Genomic DNA, 15,570 nt, shown 5'->3' with positions numbered 1-15,570 from the left:
CGGATTACCAGTTCCAGGTGATCTCGTGGCTCCAGGGCGGATCGGCACCGGCACGGGTGCAGGTGAGACCGGCGCAATTGGCGGCAAAGAACAGTGCACGGCGAAGCTCGTCTGCGCCGATATCCTTCAATTGCTCTCGGGGAAGACGTTCCTGCTTGTGCAGGGCGAACAACAACGCCGCCTGAAAACTGTCGCCCGCGCCGATGGTGTCAGCGACCACGACTTTGGGGGCGGCGACCTCGATCTGCCCTGCCCCCGCATGCCACGCGATCGCGCCGCTGTTGCCGCGGGTGATGACGACCAGGCTCGCGCCCCCCGCTAGCAGCGTGCTCGCACGCTGGTGATATGGCTCGTCGCCGAACAAATAGGCAAAATCGACATCCGACATCTTGATGAGATCGGCGCTGGCCGCAAATTCGGTCATGCGCGCGAGATAAGCCGGTTTGTCCTTCACGAGGTTGGGTCGGCAGTTCGGATCAAAGGAGATTGTCGAGGACGCCCGCGCGTCCGCGATCAGGGCCTTGGTCTCGGTCGCGCCCTGGTCGTTAACGAGTGTGGTCGAGCCGACATGGAGAACTTCGACCGTATCGAAGGGAATGGAGCCGCGCCGGTAGGCCCAGTTCCGCGCCGCCGTTTCGGCGTCGTAGAACGCATAATGCGACTCGCCCGCGACGATACGAACGAAAGCGAGCGTGGTCTGGTGATCGCTGCTTGTGGCGAGCGCGAGCTCGACATTGGATGCAGCGGCGTGGTCGGCGATCATGCGCCCGAACATGTCCGTCGAGATCCCGCCGACAAAGCCGGTCGGCGCGCCGAGCCGCGCCATGCCGATTGCGACATTAAGGCAGGAGCCGCCGACCGCCGGCATCACCGCTTCGCGCCCGTCGATGTTTCGCGTCGGGACGAAATCGATCAGCGCATCGCCGCAGGAAATCAGCATCCGTCTCACCCTCTCGCGACGTCGCGCATCGCGGCACGGCTGCCGCGATCGACCTCGCGCAGCAACTTGTAGACCTCGCGCTTGCGGGCGTGAAAGGCGGCGATGTCGGGCGTGGTCGGCTCGTTCTTGCGTCCCAGCGCCGACATCTTTGCCATGGTCTCGCCGATCGAGGCATAGGCGCCGCCGGCGACGGCGCCGAGCATGGCAGCGCCGAGCAGCACAGGTTCTTTGGTCTGCGGCAGCGCGACCGTGAGGCCGGTGGTGTCCGCCATGATCTGCCGCACCAGCGGACTGCGGCTGGCGCCGCCGCCCATGATCATGATGCCGGCATGGACGCCATGCGCGGCAAAGGCCTCGATCACTTCGGCAAGCCCATAGGCGAGCCCGCACAGACCCGCGACGAACAGCCGTTCCATCGAGGCGATGCCGGTGTCGAGATCGAGGCCTGCGATCACCGCGCGCGTGTCAGGGTCGGCGTAGGGCGAGCGGTTGCCGATGAATTCAGGAAGTACATGGACGTCGCTGGCCAGCAGCGCGGCACGGCTGGCGCCACCTGCGCGGGCGATGATGCGGCGCTCGAGGAACTCGATGAGGTCGACGCTCTCACTGCGCGCCGCCGCGCTCGCCTCGGCGTGGCCGGGGTGCGACTTGAGAAGATGGTCGATCGCAGCGCCCGCAGCCGACTGCCCGCCCTCGTTGAGCCAGAAATTTGGTACCATGCCGGAGTAATAAGGACCCCACACGCCCGGCACGAAGCACGGTTCTTTCGTCGTCGCCATGATGCAGGCAGACGTTCCCATGATGTAGGCAAGGCGGTCGGAGACATCTGTCGCGCCGTCCGATTCATCGCGCCCGCCGATCGCCCCGATGCCGCCGGCATGCGCATCGATCAGGGACGCTCCGACCGGTGTGCCCGCTGACAGGCCGAGATCGGCCGCGGCAATGCGGGAGAGACCTGCACCCAGGCGCGTACCGGGGGCGACGATCTCGGTGCCGATGCGGGCGTATTTCTCGTTGACGAAGTCCGACAGGCCGATGCGCTTGAAGAATGGCGCGCTCCAGCCGCCGCCGTCATGGGCGAGATAGTTCCATTTGCAGGTGACCGTGCAGGTCGAGCGCTGAAGCGAGCCGGTTGCGCGCCAGGTCAGGTAATCCGCCAGATCGAAGAAGTGCCCTGCAGCATCGAAGCTCGCGCGCATGTGCCGCTTCAGCCACAGCAGTTTCGGCATCTCCATCTCGGGCGAGATCGAACCGCCGACATAGCGCAGCACGGCATCACCGGTTTCGTTGATCAGCCGCGCCTCGGCCGTGGCGCGGTGATCCATCCAGACGATGACGTTGCGCTGCCTGTCGCCGGAGGCGCTGACGGTGAGCGGCTCGCCTTGCCGGTCGAGCATCACGAGGGAACAGGTGGCGTCGAAACCGATACCGCCGACGCTGTCAGGCGCGATGGCGGCTTCCGCCATCGCGGCCCGCACCGACGCCGTGCAAGCGTCCCAGATATCCTGGGACGATTGTTCGACGATGTCGCCGGCCTCGTGCCATATCCTGATCGGATGCCGTGCGATCGCCAGCAAGGTGCCCGCCTCGTCGAACACCCCTGCCCGCGTGCTCGTGGTCCCTACATCGACGCCGATATACGCTCGCGGCATTGTCGCCCCCGGAAGCTCTCGTCAATTTTGACGCAAGCCTACCAGCAAGTGTAGCCGCCATCCACCAGCACGATGCTGCCGGTCATCAGGCTCGCGGCCTCGGAAGCCAGGAACAGCACCACTGAGGCGATCTCCTCGACCTGCCCCATCCGCGCCATCGGGGTTCCACCGATCCAAGCGTCGTACATTCTCGGATTGCTCTTCACGAAGGCGTTGAGCGGCGTCTCGATATAGGTCGGCGCGACCGCGTTGACGCGGATGCCGCGCGCTCCCCATTCGGCTGCGAGCGATTTCGTGAGATGGTGCACGCCGGCCTTGGACGCATTGTAGAAGCACTGCTCCTGCGGTTTGTTGACGATGAAACCGGACATCGATCCGACATTGACGATGGCGCCGCTCTTCGCTTTCAGCATGTGCTTGCCGAACTCGCGGCAGCACCAGAAGGTGCCATTGAGATTGACGTCGATCACATTGAGCCAATGCTCGTCGGTCACGGTCTCCGCCGGCGTCTCGCTGCGGGCGATGCCGGCATTGTTGACGAGGATGTCCACCTTGCCGTGGCGGGCAACGAGGTCGTTGGCCACTTCCGCCACGCGCTTGGTGTCGGTGACGTCCATGATCGCCATCTCGGCATCATAGCCCTTCGCCTTCAGGCTGGCTTTCGCACTGTCGGCGACCTTGCTGTCGCGATCGCCGATGACGACCCGGGCGCCAGCTTCAGCCAGCGCTTCGGCGCAGGCGAGCCCAATGCCCTGCCCGCCGCCGGTGATGAACGCGGTCTTGCCGTTCAGCTTGAATTTTTCCAGGTACATTTTGGTCTTTCCGATTCTTGCCGCTTCTTGCCGTTTCTTCAGTTCCGGATGGCGTTGCCGCTTGCGTCGAAGCGATGGATGCGCGCGGGCTCCGGCACCAGCGACACATGATCACCGGCGTGCAGGCTCAACTCACCGATGTAGCGCGCCGTCAGCATGCCGAGCGGACCGGCATCGACATAGAGGAAGGTGTCGCTGCCGAGGTGCTCGGCCACCGCGATCGTTCCCTGCCAGCCGCCGGCACCGTCGCGCTCGATCTTGAGATGCTCCGGCCGTACGCCGATCGTTGCCGCGCCCTTCTGCAACGCGTGCTCGCCCGTCACGAAGTTCATCTTGGGCGAGCCGATGAAGCCGGCGACGAAGAGGTTGGCCGGTTTCTCGTAGAGATCCAGCGGCGAGCCGTATTGCTCGATCTTGCCGCCGTTGAGCACGACGATCTTGTCGGCCATGGTCATGGCCTCGACCTGGTCGTGGGTGACATAGATCGCGGTGGTGCCGAGCTGCTTCTGGAGCCGCGTCACCTCGATCCGCATCTGCACGCGTAGCGCCGCGTCGAGATTGGAGAGTGGCTCGTCGAACAAAAACGCCTTGGGCTCGCGGACGATGGCACGCCCGATCGCGACGCGCTGGCGCTGGCCGCCGGAGAGCTCGCGCGGCTTGCGATCGAGATAAGGCGTGAGGTTCAGCGTTGCGGCGGCGGCCTCGACCTTGCGGTTGATCTCGTCCTTGGCCAGCCCCGCCATCTTCAGGCCGAATCCGATGTTGCCGCGCACGCTCATATGCGGATAGAGCGCGTAGGACTGGAACACCATCGACAGCCCACGCTTGGCGGGCGGCGTGTCGACCACGTTCTTGCCGTCGATCAGGATCTTGCCGCCCGAGACGTCCTCGAGCCCCGCGATCAGCCGCAAGAGCGTGGTCTTGCCGCAGCCTGAGGGACCTACGAACACCACGAAGGAGCCGTCGGCAATCTCGAGGTCCGCGCCCTTGATGATGTGCACGGGGCCGAAGGATTTCTGCACGTCCTGAAGTCTGATCTGACCCATGATCCGGCAGCCCTTCCTACTTTACCGCGCCAAAGGTGAGCCCGCGCACAAGCTGCTTCTGGCTGAACCAACCGAGGACGAGAATGGGCGCGATCGCCAGCGTCGACGCCGCTGACAGCTTTGCCCAGAACAGCCCTTCCGGGCTCGAATAGGACGCGATGAACGTGGTGAGCGGCGCAGCGTTCGAGGTCGACAGATTGAGCGTCCAGAACGCCTCGTTCCAGGCCAGGATCAGGTTCAGCAGCATGGTCGATGCGAGTCCCGGGATTGCCATCGGCGTCAGGACATAGACCAGCTCGCGGCCGATGGTGGCGCCGTCCATGCGCGCGGCTTCCAGGATGTCGCGCGGGATCTCCTTGAAATAGGTGAAGAGCATCCAGATCACGATCGGCAAGTTTCCCAGGCACAGGATGAAGACAAGCCCGATGCGGGAATCGAGCAGGCCGAAGGACTTGTAGATCAGGTAGATCGGCACCAGCACGCCGACCGGCGGCATCATCTTGGTCGAGAGCATCCAGAGCAGGATGTCCTTGGTGCGCTTGGTCGGCGAGAACGCCATCGACCAGGCGGCGGGGATCGCGATCAGCAGTGCGATCAAGGTCGAGCCGCCGGCGATGATGATCGAGTTCATCGCGTGGAGGAAATAGTCGCTGCGCTCCTGGACCGTTGCGTAGTTCTCCGTGGTCCAGTGGAAGAACAGGAAGGACGGCGGAATCGCGAAGGCCTCAAGTTCGGTCTTGAAGCTCGCCAATACCATCCAGAGGATCGGGAAGAAGATCAGGAAGCCGAAGAACCACGCGCCGATGGTCGAGACCACCACCCGCTGCCTCGTCGCCATCCGCGCCATGTCTCATGCCTCCAGATTGCGGCCGACGATGCGGACCAGGAAGAACGCTACGACGTTGGCGATCACGACAGCGACGAGGCCGCCCGCCGAGGCGGTGCCGACATCGTACTGGATCAGGGCCTGCGAATAGATCAGGAAAGCGATGTTGGTGGTCGACAGTCCCGGGCCACCGCCCGTGGTGACGTAGATCTCGGCAAAGACGGTGAGCAGGAAGATCGTCTCGATCAGGATCACCACTGTGATCGGACGCGCGAGGTGCGGCAGGGTGATGTAGATGAAGGTCGAGACTGCGCTGGCACCATCCATTTCGGCGGCTTCCTTCTGCTCCTCGTCGAGCGACTGCATCGCGGTGAGCAAAATCAGCGTCGCGAACGGCAGCCATTGCCATGACACGATCAGGATCACGGCGAGCAGCGGCGCGTCGGTGAACCAGTCGATCGGCGTCAACCCGAACAGCGACGCGATCCAGGCAAACAGCCCGGACACCGGATGCATCAACAGGTTCTTCCAGACCAAGGCGCTCACCGTCGGCATGACGAAGAACGGCGCGATCACCATCAGCCGCACGATGTTGAGGCCGATCACGGGCTGGTCGAGCAGCAGCGCCAGCGGAATTCCGAGCAGGACAGTCAGCGCCAGCACCGAGCCGACCAGCACCAGCGTGTTCTGGAGCGAGGCGAGGAACGCGGGATCGGTGAGGAAGTAGCGGAAATTTTCCAGCCCGACGAATGATTCCGAGCCGGGATCGAGCAGGCTGTAATGCAGCGTCGAGAAATAGATCGTCAGCGCGAGCGGGACGATCATCCAGATGAACAGCAGCCCGACGGCCGGCGTCAGGAGCGTCCGTGCGAGAAGCTGCGTCTGCCGGGTCGCCATTGTTGGCTTCTCCGCTTGCGGGAAGAAGGCGGCCATCCATCCTTAGGGGCGGATGGCCGCAAGTCTGAGCTCAGGAGGGAGAGCTCGAGCTCACTTGATATAACCCGCGCGCTTCATCTCGCGCTCGGTTGAGGATTGCGCCGCGGTGAGCGCGGCATCGACCGTCATCGATCCCGCAAGCGCGGCCGAGAATTGCTGGCCCACCTGCGTTCCGATGCCCTGGAATTCGGGGATCGCCGCATATTGCACGCCGACGTAGGGCACCGGCTTCACCGTCGGCTTGTTCGGATCGGCGGCATCGATCGAGGCCAGCGTCAGCTTCGCGAACGGGGCGACCTTCAGATATTCAGGGTTTTGGTAGAGCGAGGTTCGGGTGCCCGGCGGCACGTTGGCCCAACCATCCTTCGCGGCGACTGTCTTGGTGTAATCCTTGCTCGTCGCCCAGGCGATGAACTTCTCGGCCGCTTCCGTCTTCTTGGAGCCCGCGGGGATCGCGAGATTCCAGGCCCACAGCCAGTTGGCATTCTTGCCCAGGCCCGTGTTGGGCGCCAGCGCGAAGCCGACCTTGTCCGCGACCTTGGAGTCCTTCGGGTTGGTGACGAAGGAGGCTGCGACGGTGGCATCGATCCACATCGCGCACTTGCCGGCATTGAACAGCGCCAGGTTCTCGTTGAAGCCGTTCGAGCTCGCACCGGGAGGGCCAGCCTGCTTCATCAGGTCGACATAGGTCGTGAGCGTCGCCTTCCATTCCGGGGTGTTGAACTGCGGCTGCCACTTCTCGTCGAACCAGCGTGCGCCATAGGAATTGGCCATGGCGGAGAGGAACGCCATGTTCTCGCCCCAGCCGGCCTTGCCGCGGAGGCAGATGCCGTAGACGCCGGTGCTCTTGTCGGTGAGCTTCTTGGCGGCGTCGACGACGAAATCCCAGGTCGGCTTTTCCGGCATCTTGAGGCCGGCCTTGTCGAACAGGTCGGTGCGGTACATCACCATCGAGCTCTCGCCGTAGAACGGCGCGGCGTAGAGCTTGCCGTCGACGGAGACCGCATCCTTGATCTTGGGCAGGAGGTCGGCGACGTCGTAGTCGGCGCCGAGATTGGCGAGCGGCACCAGCCAACCCTTCTTGGCCCAGATCGGCACCTCGTAGGTGCCGATGGTGAGGACGTCGAACTGGCCGCCTTTGGTGGCGATGTCGGTGGTGACGCGCTGGCGCAGCACGTTCTCCTCAAGCGTCACCCATTTGACCGATATATCGGGGTTCTTCTTGGTGAATTCGGCCGTCAGCCCCTGCATGCGGATCATGTCGCCGTTATTCACGGTGGCGATCGTCAAGGTGGTTTCGGCCATCGCGGGGACGGCCAGCAACAGGCAAGACGCGCCGCAGACGGCGCCGAGGACGTGTTTCACGGTGACCTCCCTAAGCTCGCGCTTTTGAGCATATGCCCACGCGTTGGGCGTATGTTCGGCTGAGGCCGGGCCGTTGTCAAGCAGGCGCAAAGATGTTCGCGCAACTTATGAGTGCTGCGGTGCGGGAGGGGGTGGAAGCACGCGGCGTGAAAGTGATGGCGTTGTTCGAAACAAGCGGCGCGGCTTGCTCAACCTCTCCCGCTTGCGGGAGAGGGAGCGCAGCCCCGTTGCCGCGGCGACTTACGCCTCAGCGCTCCAGAATCGCCCTTGCGGTCGCCTCGTCCGTGATCAGCCCGTTGATCAACCGTCCATTCAACGCCGCCGCGATCGCCGGCACCTTGGCGGCACCGACGGCGGCGCCGATCGTCGTGGTCTTCGCTGGCACTTCCGGCGGGATGCTGGTCAGGCGCCTGTTGGTGCCGGCCTTCAGCAGGCGGCCCTTGGAATCATAGGCCCAGCCGGTGATCTCGCCGATCGCCCCTTGCCGCATCATCTCGAACAATTCGTCGCGGGTGACGAAGCCGTCGACATGGACCTGCGCCTTCTGGTCCATCTGGCCGATGCCGACGAGGCGCAAATCCGCCTTGGCCGCGACCGCCTTCACCTTCGCGATCGGCTCGATCCGGACCATCTTGTTGCGCTCGTCCTCGGACGACATCAGGAACGGCAGCGGCATCGGATAGTGCCGTGCGCCGGTGCGGTCGGCGAGCCGGCCGACGGTGTCGTAGAAGCTCGCCGAACCGTCGGCGGAGATGTTGCCGACCAGCGAGACGATCTGGTGATTGGGCCGGTCGATCGGCGTGACGCGCTCGACCGCGGCGCGTACCGCCCGTCCCGTCCCGAGCGCGACGATGACGGGGGTCTCCGAACGCAGGGTCGAATCGAGCAGGTTGGCGCAGCGCTCGGCAATGCCCGCTGTGGCCTGGGGCGCGGCGGAATCCGCCGGAACAACCTCGCAATGGGTAAGCTCAAAACGCTCCTTCAGACGCGCCGCCAATTCCATGCACGCGGCGATGGGATGTTCCAGCCGGAAGGTGATCAGCCGTTCGGCGAGACATAGCGACACCAGCCGCTGCGCCGACGCGCGCGACACCTGGAGCATCTTCGCGATCTCGTCCTGGGTGTGACCGGCAATGAAATACAGCCAGCCGGCACGCGCGGCGTCATCGAGCCTGGTCTTTTCGTTCTCGGCGGCCATGGCAGGCGTCAGACGTCCTTCCAGAAATCGATCATGCGCGCGAAGACCCGGTCGGCCCCCGCACCCGACAGTATAGCCTGCCCGTTGCGTCCGCGATAATGGCTGCCGCCGGCAAATCCCCAGACCATCATGCCGGCCGCCTTGCCCGCCTGCACGCCGCTCGCACTGTCCTCGATCACCAGCGTGCGCGCAGGTTGGATGCCCATCTGCTCGGCCGCGTAGAGAAAGAGATCGGGCGCCGGCTTGCCGTGCCTGACCATCTGCGCGGTGTAAATCCGGTCGCCGAAATGCGCCCGCAGGCCAGTGACGTCAAGGGAGAGCGCGATACGGTCGATGTCGCTGGACGAAGCCACGCAGAATGGTGTCCGCAGGCCCGACAAAACCCTATCAATATCCGAAACCGGATGAAGCGCTTTTTCGAACGCCATCAACACGCGCGACTTCAGCCGAGACGGAAAATCGACCGGCATTGCGTGGCCGAGCTCGCGATAATGCCGGGTGATTGCGCTCGTGCTTTGCCCGAGGAACAGCTCCAGCGCTTGTGCAAGTGTTAGCGATATCCCGGAATCGGACAGCTCGTCCGACAGGCACTGACAGCTCAACAGCTCGCTGTCGACGAGCACCCCGTCGCAATCAAAGATGATCAGATCGAACTGGCCATGGTCCATCCGGCCATTCGATCATATGCTCAGCCTTTGGGCAATAGCTCGCCGAGTCGACCGTGGTCGGCGGCCCGCCTCATCTGCGCTGATTGTACACGTCGATGCACACCGCCCCGAGCAGCACCAGGCCCTTGATGACCTGCTGATAGTCGATGCCGATGCCGAGAATGGACATGCCGTTGTTCATGACACCCATGATCATGGCGCCGACCACGGCACCGCCGACGCGGCCGACCCCGCCATAGGCTGAGGCGCCGCCGATGAAGCAGGCGGCGATGACGTCTAGCTCGAAGCCGAGACCCGCCTTCGGCGTTGCGGTGTTGAGGCGCGCGGCGAAGACGAGGCCGGCGAGCGCGGCGAGCACGCCCATGTTGACGAAGGTGAGGAAGGTCAACCGTTCCGTCTTGATGCCCGACAGGCTTGCGGCCTTGGCGTTGCCGCCGACCGCATAGATTTGCCGGCCGATCACGGTGCGGCGGGTGACGAAGCCGTAGAGCGCGATCAACGCACCCATGATCACCAGCACGTTGGGCAGGCCGCGATGCGAGGCAATCAGATAGGTGAAATAGAGCACGGCGCAGGCCAGGAGAATGCTCTTGCCGAGGAAGAACGCGTAAGGTTCGACTTCGATGCCGTGCAACTGCTCGCGCGACCTTCCCCTGGCGCTGGCGTAGACGAGGCCGAGCGCGAGCACCGCACCGATCAGCATGGACGTCGGATGCAGGGTGCCGGCCTCCGGCAAGAGCTCCGGAATGAAGCCGGAGGACAGTTTCTGGAAGGTCGCCGGGAACGGTCCGAGCGACTGGCCCTGCAACACCGCGAGCGCAAGCCCCTTGAACACCAACATGCCCGCTAGCGTCACGATGAAGGACGGGATCTTGAAATAGGCCACCCAATAGCCCTGCGCGGCGCCGATCGCCGCGCCCAGCAGCAGGCAGGCGATGAAGGCGAGCGTGTAGTCGACCTTGTATGTCACCATCAGCACGGCGGCCACCGCGCCGACGAAACCCGCGACCGAGCCGACCGAGAGGTCGATATGGCCGGTGACGATGACGAGCAGCATGCCCAGCGCCATGATGACGATGTAGCTGTTCTGGAGCACCAGATTGGTCAGGTTGAGCGGCTGCAGCAGCGTGCCGACGGTCATGACCTGGAAGAACAGCATGATCGCGATCAGCGACATCAGCATGCCGTAGTTACGCAGATTGTTCTTGATGAAGCTGCCGTTCCGGCGCTCCTCGGGCAGCGAAACCGTCTTGTCGGTCATGGCTGCGATCCTCCCATCTCGGCACCCGCCAGGGCGCGGCTTCCATAATTTCTGTCGTTGCGCATGATGGCGCGCATGATCTTTTCCTGCGTTGCGTCTGCGCCCTTGAACTCGCCGACGAAGGCGCCGTCGTTCATGACGCAGATGCGGTCGCAGATGCCGAGCAGCTCGGGCATCTCCGAGGAGATCACCACCACGCCACGGCCGGCCTCTGCAAGCTCGTTGATGATACAGTAGATCTCGTACTTGGCACCGACGTCGATGCCCCGGGTCGGCTCGTCCAGGATCAAGACCTTGGGGTCGGTCATGAGCCATTTCGACAGCACGACCTTCTGCTGGTTGCCGCCGGAGAGCTGGCTGGTCTCCTGATAGACGTCGGAGCAGCGGATGCGCATCCGGTTGCGGTAGTCGCTGGCGACCTTCAGCTCGGCGATGTCGTCGATCACGCGGCGAGGAGCGACCTGGTCGAGGCTTGCGAGCGTGATGTTCTTGCGGACGTCGTCGGCAAGGATCAGCCCGAGCTGCTTGCGGTCCTCGGTGACATAGGCAAGGCCGGCGTCGATCGCAGCCGCGACGCTCGGCAGCGCGATCTCACGGCCTTCGAGCCGGATGCGACCGCTGATCGTGGTGCCCCAGGAACGGCCGAACAGGCTCATGGCGAATTCGGTGCGGCCAGCGCCCATCAATCCGGCAATGCCGACGACCTCGCCGCGTTTCACGCTGAAATCAACGTTCTTGATCACCTGCCGCTCGGGATGGATGGGATGGTAGACCGACCAGTTCTCGACGGTGAGGACGGGCTCGCCGATCTTTGCGCTGCGCTCCGGAAAGCGATGGGCGAGATCGCGGTTGACCATGCTGCGGATGATGCGGTCCTCCTGGATCGGCTCGGCGCGGCAGTCGATGCCGTCGACGGTGCGGCCGTCGCGCAGGACGGTGATGTGATCGGCAACGCGGGCGACCTCGTTCAGCTTGTGCGAGATCAGGATCGAGCCGATGCCCTGCTCGCGGAAGGCCATGAGACGTTCGAGCAACGCGGCGCTGTCGGCCTCGTTGAGGCTCGCGGTCGGCTCGTCCAGGATCAGCATCCGCACCCGCTTGGACAGCGCCTTGGCGATCTCGACGAGCTGCTGCTTGCCGACGCCGAGATCGGTGATCAGCGTGTCCGGCGATTCCTTGAGGCCGACCTGCGCCAGGAGTTCCCGGGTACGACGATAGACCTCGTCGCGATCGATCACGCCGAGCTTGGACGGCGGATGCGAGAGGAAGATGTTTTCGGCAATCGACATCAACGGGATCAGCGCCAGCTCCTGATGGATGATGATGATGCCGAGCGCTTCGGAATCGTTGATGTCGCGGAAGCGGCGCTCCTCGCCATCAAAGATGATGGTGCCCTCGTAGCTGCCGGCCGGGTAGACGCCGCTGAGCACCTTCATCAGCGTGGACTTGCCGGCACCGTTCTCGCCGACGAGGGCGTGGATCTGCCCGGCTTCAACCGAGAAGTTGACATCGCGCAGCGCCTGGACGCCGGAAAAGCTCTTGCTGACGTTACGCATCTCCAGCATTGCGGTCATCGATTCATTCTCCCCGGGGCTTCCACAATCGTCATGGCCGGGCTTGTCCCGGCCATCCACGTGCAGCCGCTTGCGAAGAGGGACGTGGATGCCCGGGACAAGCCCGGGCATGACGAGTTGATAAACATGCGCTTCGCTCTAACCCTAAAGAACTCCCTCTCCGCAGGTCGGGAGAGGGAGTAGACCTCTTACTGGAACTGGGCCTTCTTGTAATAGCCGCTCTCCACCAGGACCTTCTCCCAATTGTCCTTGTAGACCACGACCGGCTTAAGCAGATAGGACGGCACGGTCTTGGCACCGTTCTCGTAGGTCTTGGTATCGTTGACGGTGACCTGCTTGCCGGCAAGCGCAGCGTCGACCATGTCGGCGGTCACCTTGGCGAGATCGCGGGTGTCCTTGAAGATGGTCGAATACTGGTCGCCGCGCAGCATCGCCTTGATCGAGGGCACTTCGGCATCCTGGCCCGAGATGATGGGCATCGGCTGGCCGGCGCTGCCATAACCGACGCCCTTCAGCGAGGAGATGATGCCGATCGACAGGCCGTCATACGGCGACAGCACCGCGTTGACCTTCTTGTTGCCGTAGTAGGCGCTGAGCAGATTGTCCATGCGGGCCTGCGCGGTGGCGCCGTCCCAGCGCAAGGTCGCGACCTTGTCCATGCCCATCTGACCGGAGACGACGACGAGCTTGCCGCTGTCGATGTACGGCTTCAGAACGCTCATCGCGCCGTTGTAGAAGAAGTAGGCGTTGTTGTCGTCGGGCGAGCCACCGAACAGCTCGATGTTGAACGGACCCTTGCCATCCTTGAGGCCGAGGCCCTGCACGATCGACTCGGCCTGGAGCACACCCACCTGGAAATTGTCGAAGGTCGCGTAATAGTCGACGTTCGGCGTGCCGCGGATCAGGCGGTCATAGGCGATCACGGTGATGCCTTTTGCTTTCGCCTGCTTGAGCACGTCGGACAGCGTGGTGCCGTCGATCGCGGCGATCACCAGCGCTTTCGCGCCCTTGGTCACCATGTTCTCGACCTGCGAGAGCTGGTTCGGAATGTCGTCCTCGGCATATTGCAGGTCGGTGTTGTAGCCGCGCTCCTTCAGGACCTTGACCATGTTGTTGCCATCGTCGATCCAGCGCGCCGACGATTTGGTCGGCATGGCGATGCCGACTGTTGCTTTGTCCTGGGCCGAGGCGGTGACGCCCGCGGCCATCGTCGCAGCGCCGGCCAGCGCCAGCGCCAGGAAGGTCGTCTTCAGTTTCAACATGTTTCTCTCCCTTGGATGTCAGACTGTTTTTTGGTGTCGTCGAGAAATTTGGTCGTGTGCAGCTTCTAGCCTCCTATGCGAGCTTGACGTCAGGCTCCGCGCGACCGCGCGCGGAGGCCTCCAACAGGAAGGTGTGGCCTGCTTGCGGATCGGCGGCACGCGCCGCCGCGTCCATGTCCTGCCAGGCCGAGGTGACGAGGAGAAGCGACAGATCAGGGCCGACAAAAGCGGGGCAGCTCGCCTGCTTTGCCGGCACGCCGAACGAGCGAAGCCGCTCGCCTTGCGGAGAGTAGACGTCGACGCGGCTCGCGCCCCAGCAGGCGTTCCAGATGTTTCCGTCCGCGTCGCACACCGATCCGTCGAGACCGCCGATGCCGGTGTGGCGCAGCAGCACTTCCGGCTCGCCGCGCGGCAGGCCCGTCGTGGGATTGAGCGGCACCGCGTAGAGCACCGCGCGCGCGGTGTCGGCGAAGTAGCCAGTGGCGCCATCGGGCGAGAAACAGATCGAGTTGGGAATGCTGATGCGCGGAAACAGCATCGATATCTCGCCGTGATGGAACGCGTAGATCGCGCCTGCCCCTGCTTCCGCCTTGCGGCCCATGGTGCCGATCCAGAACGTGCCGGAGGGATGCACGCGGGCATCGTTGGAGCGGGTCCCGGGGTTGTCGGCTTCGAGCGGACAGAGCAGCCTCATCGCGCCGTCGGCAATTTTGCGGATATAGAGCCCGTCTTCCGCGACGATCAACTGCCGTTCGGCATCGATCCGCCCAAGCGCGCTCGCCATCCGGCCCAGCGCATGAACGCGAATGCCGCCGCTGCCGAGCTGCGCCTCGAACAGTCGCCCCTCGCGGATATCGAACCACCAGGCGGTGTCGGTGGTCACGTCATAGGTCGGTCCCTCGCCGAGATGGCAAGGATCGTCCGAAAGAACCGAGGTCGGCACCTGTTCCATCAGGACCTCCTCACCGCAAAGCGATAGACCGTATGATGGCGATAGACCTCGCCGGGCGCTAGGCGCGGGCTCGGGAAATCCGGCCGGTTCGGTGCGTCCGGCCAGATATGCGGCTCCAGGCACATGGCGTCCGACTGCCGGTACAGCTTGCCGCCCTTGCCCGAAATCGTGCCGTCGAGATAATTGCTCGAATAGACCTGCAGACCAGGCTGATCCGTGAACAGCTCCATGATGCGCCCCGAGCGCGGCGCCTCCAGCCGCGCCGCGAGCGCAAGCTTGCCGTCACGCGCGAGACAGTAGGTGTGATCGTAGCCCTTGCCGTTGCGCAATTGCTGGTCGCTCTCGCGGATGCGCTCGCCGATCGCCCGCGGCTCGCGGAAGTCGAACGGCGTGCTGGCAACGCTGCGCGGCGGCTCGGGCAACGGGATGGCCGTGGGGTCGATCGCGAGGAAATGCCCGGCCGCGACCGTCAGCTTGTGATCGAGAATGGGCGTGCCTGATGTCGCGCCTTCCAGATTGAAGAAGCTGTGGTTGGTCAGGTTGACGATGGTCGGCCGGTCGGTCCGCGCCTCCATGATCAGAGATAGCTCAGCCGGGCCGGTAACACGATAGGTCAGGCGCACATCGAGCCGACCGGGATAGTTTTCCTCGCCATGCGGGCTCGTGTAGGTCAGCGTGACCGCGGGCTCGGCGCCATCGTCGATCTCCGCAATGTCCCAGAGCTTGCGATCAAAACCGTCCAGTCCGCCATGCAGCGCATTCGGACCGTTGTTGACGGGAAGCTGGACCGCCTCGCCGTCCAACGAAAATTGTCCGTTGGCGATGCGATTGGCGTAGCGGCCAACGGTGGCGCCGAAGAACTTTCGTTCAGCGAGATAGCCGGCGAACCCATCATGGCCGAGCACGACGTCGTCGTAGCCGCCTTTGGCGTCCGGCGCGATCAGCGCCTGCAAGACTGCGCCATGGGTGATGATGCGCGCCTCGAACCCGCCCTCGCCGCGCAGCACGATGCGCTCGACCTTGCGGCCGTCAGGCAGCGTTCCGAAGACGTCTTTTTCTGTTTTCGATCCAGCCATGA

14 protein-coding genes are annotated in these 15,570 nt (G+C 64.0%); all 14 read right to left on the bottom strand.

The genetic code is table 11. The features are described from left to right. Positions 1 to 4 precede the first annotated feature (4 nt). The 14 genes from AC0L3U_RS18740 to AC0L3U_RS18675 all read right to left on the bottom strand — a co-directional run bounded on the left by AC0L3U_RS18740 (position 5) and on the right by AC0L3U_RS18675 (position 15,568). Positions 5 to 940, bottom strand: coding sequence for a carbohydrate kinase family protein (locus AC0L3U_RS18740; RefSeq protein ID WP_473362714.1), 936 nt, complete (start codon positions 938 to 940; stop codon positions 5 to 7). A gap of 5 nt (positions 941 to 945) precedes the next feature. After that, entirely contained in the window at positions 946 to 2,592 is a 1,647-nt protein-coding gene (locus AC0L3U_RS18735; protein WP_473362713.1) for an FGGY-family carbohydrate kinase, read from the bottom strand. Positions 2,593 to 2,630: 38 nt separating this feature from the next. Next, positions 2,631 to 3,404 (bottom strand): SDR family NAD(P)-dependent oxidoreductase, encoded by a 774-nt coding sequence (locus AC0L3U_RS18730; protein ID WP_473362712.1) that lies wholly within the window; start codon positions 3,402 to 3,404, stop codon positions 2,631 to 2,633. A gap of 38 nt (positions 3,405 to 3,442) precedes the next feature. After that, positions 3,443 to 4,450, bottom strand: coding sequence for an ABC transporter ATP-binding protein (locus tag AC0L3U_RS18725; RefSeq protein ID WP_473362711.1), 1,008 nt, complete (start codon positions 4,448 to 4,450; stop codon positions 3,443 to 3,445). A 16-nt stretch (positions 4,451 to 4,466) separates the two neighbouring features. Next, positions 4,467 to 5,297, bottom strand: coding sequence for a carbohydrate ABC transporter permease (locus AC0L3U_RS18720; RefSeq protein ID WP_007608460.1), 831 nt, complete (start codon positions 5,295 to 5,297; stop codon positions 4,467 to 4,469). 3 nt (positions 5,298 to 5,300) lie between these two features. Beyond that, entirely contained in the window at positions 5,301 to 6,173 is an 873-nt protein-coding gene (locus AC0L3U_RS18715; RefSeq protein WP_247288934.1) for a carbohydrate ABC transporter permease, read from the bottom strand. A gap of 90 nt (positions 6,174 to 6,263) precedes the next feature. Next, the gene (locus tag AC0L3U_RS18710) at positions 6,264 to 7,577 is read right to left on the bottom strand and encodes an ABC transporter substrate-binding protein (protein ID WP_456765070.1); all 1,314 of its coding nucleotides are present in this window, start codon (positions 7,575 to 7,577) and stop codon (positions 6,264 to 6,266) included. A 247-nt stretch (positions 7,578 to 7,824) separates the two neighbouring features. Continuing rightward, complete coding sequence (locus tag AC0L3U_RS18705; RefSeq protein WP_473362710.1) at positions 7,825 to 8,775, bottom strand: sugar-binding transcriptional regulator; 951 nt, start codon at positions 8,773 to 8,775, stop codon at positions 7,825 to 7,827. Positions 8,776 to 8,783: 8 nt separating this feature from the next. Beyond that, positions 8,784 to 9,443 carry an HAD family hydrolase gene (locus tag AC0L3U_RS18700; RefSeq protein WP_473362709.1) on the bottom strand — a complete coding sequence of 220 codons (660 nt, stop codon included), beginning with the start codon at positions 9,441 to 9,443 and terminating at the stop codon, positions 8,784 to 8,786. 70 nt (positions 9,444 to 9,513) lie between these two features. Beyond that, entirely contained in the window at positions 9,514 to 10,704 is a 1,191-nt protein-coding gene (gene mmsB / locus AC0L3U_RS18695) for a multiple monosaccharide ABC transporter permease (protein ID WP_473362708.1), read from the bottom strand. After that, a complete protein-coding gene (gene mmsA, locus AC0L3U_RS18690; RefSeq protein ID WP_473362707.1) occupies positions 10,701 to 12,278 on the bottom strand; it encodes a multiple monosaccharide ABC transporter ATP-binding protein in 1,578 nt (525 codons plus the stop codon). The genes mmsB and mmsA overlap by 4 nt, the downstream gene beginning before the upstream one ends. Before the next feature lie 188 nt (positions 12,279 to 12,466). Further along, positions 12,467 to 13,540 carry a multiple monosaccharide ABC transporter substrate-binding protein gene (gene chvE / locus AC0L3U_RS18685; protein WP_473277797.1) on the bottom strand — a complete coding sequence of 358 codons (1,074 nt, stop codon included), beginning with the start codon at positions 13,538 to 13,540 and terminating at the stop codon, positions 12,467 to 12,469. A gap of 73 nt (positions 13,541 to 13,613) precedes the next feature. After that, positions 13,614 to 14,492, bottom strand: a complete 879-nt coding sequence (locus tag AC0L3U_RS18680) for an SMP-30/gluconolactonase/LRE family protein (protein WP_473362706.1) — start codon at positions 14,490 to 14,492, stop codon at positions 13,614 to 13,616. Then, complete coding sequence (locus tag AC0L3U_RS18675; protein ID WP_473362705.1) at positions 14,492 to 15,568, bottom strand: aldose epimerase family protein; 1,077 nt, start codon at positions 15,566 to 15,568, stop codon at positions 14,492 to 14,494. Before AC0L3U_RS18675 ends, AC0L3U_RS18680 begins: the two co-directional genes overlap by 1 nt. Positions 15,569 to 15,570: the final 2 nt, after the last annotated feature.

The organism is Bradyrhizobium sp. Kon69 (genome assembly GCF_055807515.1).
This window is presented reverse-complemented; position numbering and strand designations above follow the sequence as displayed.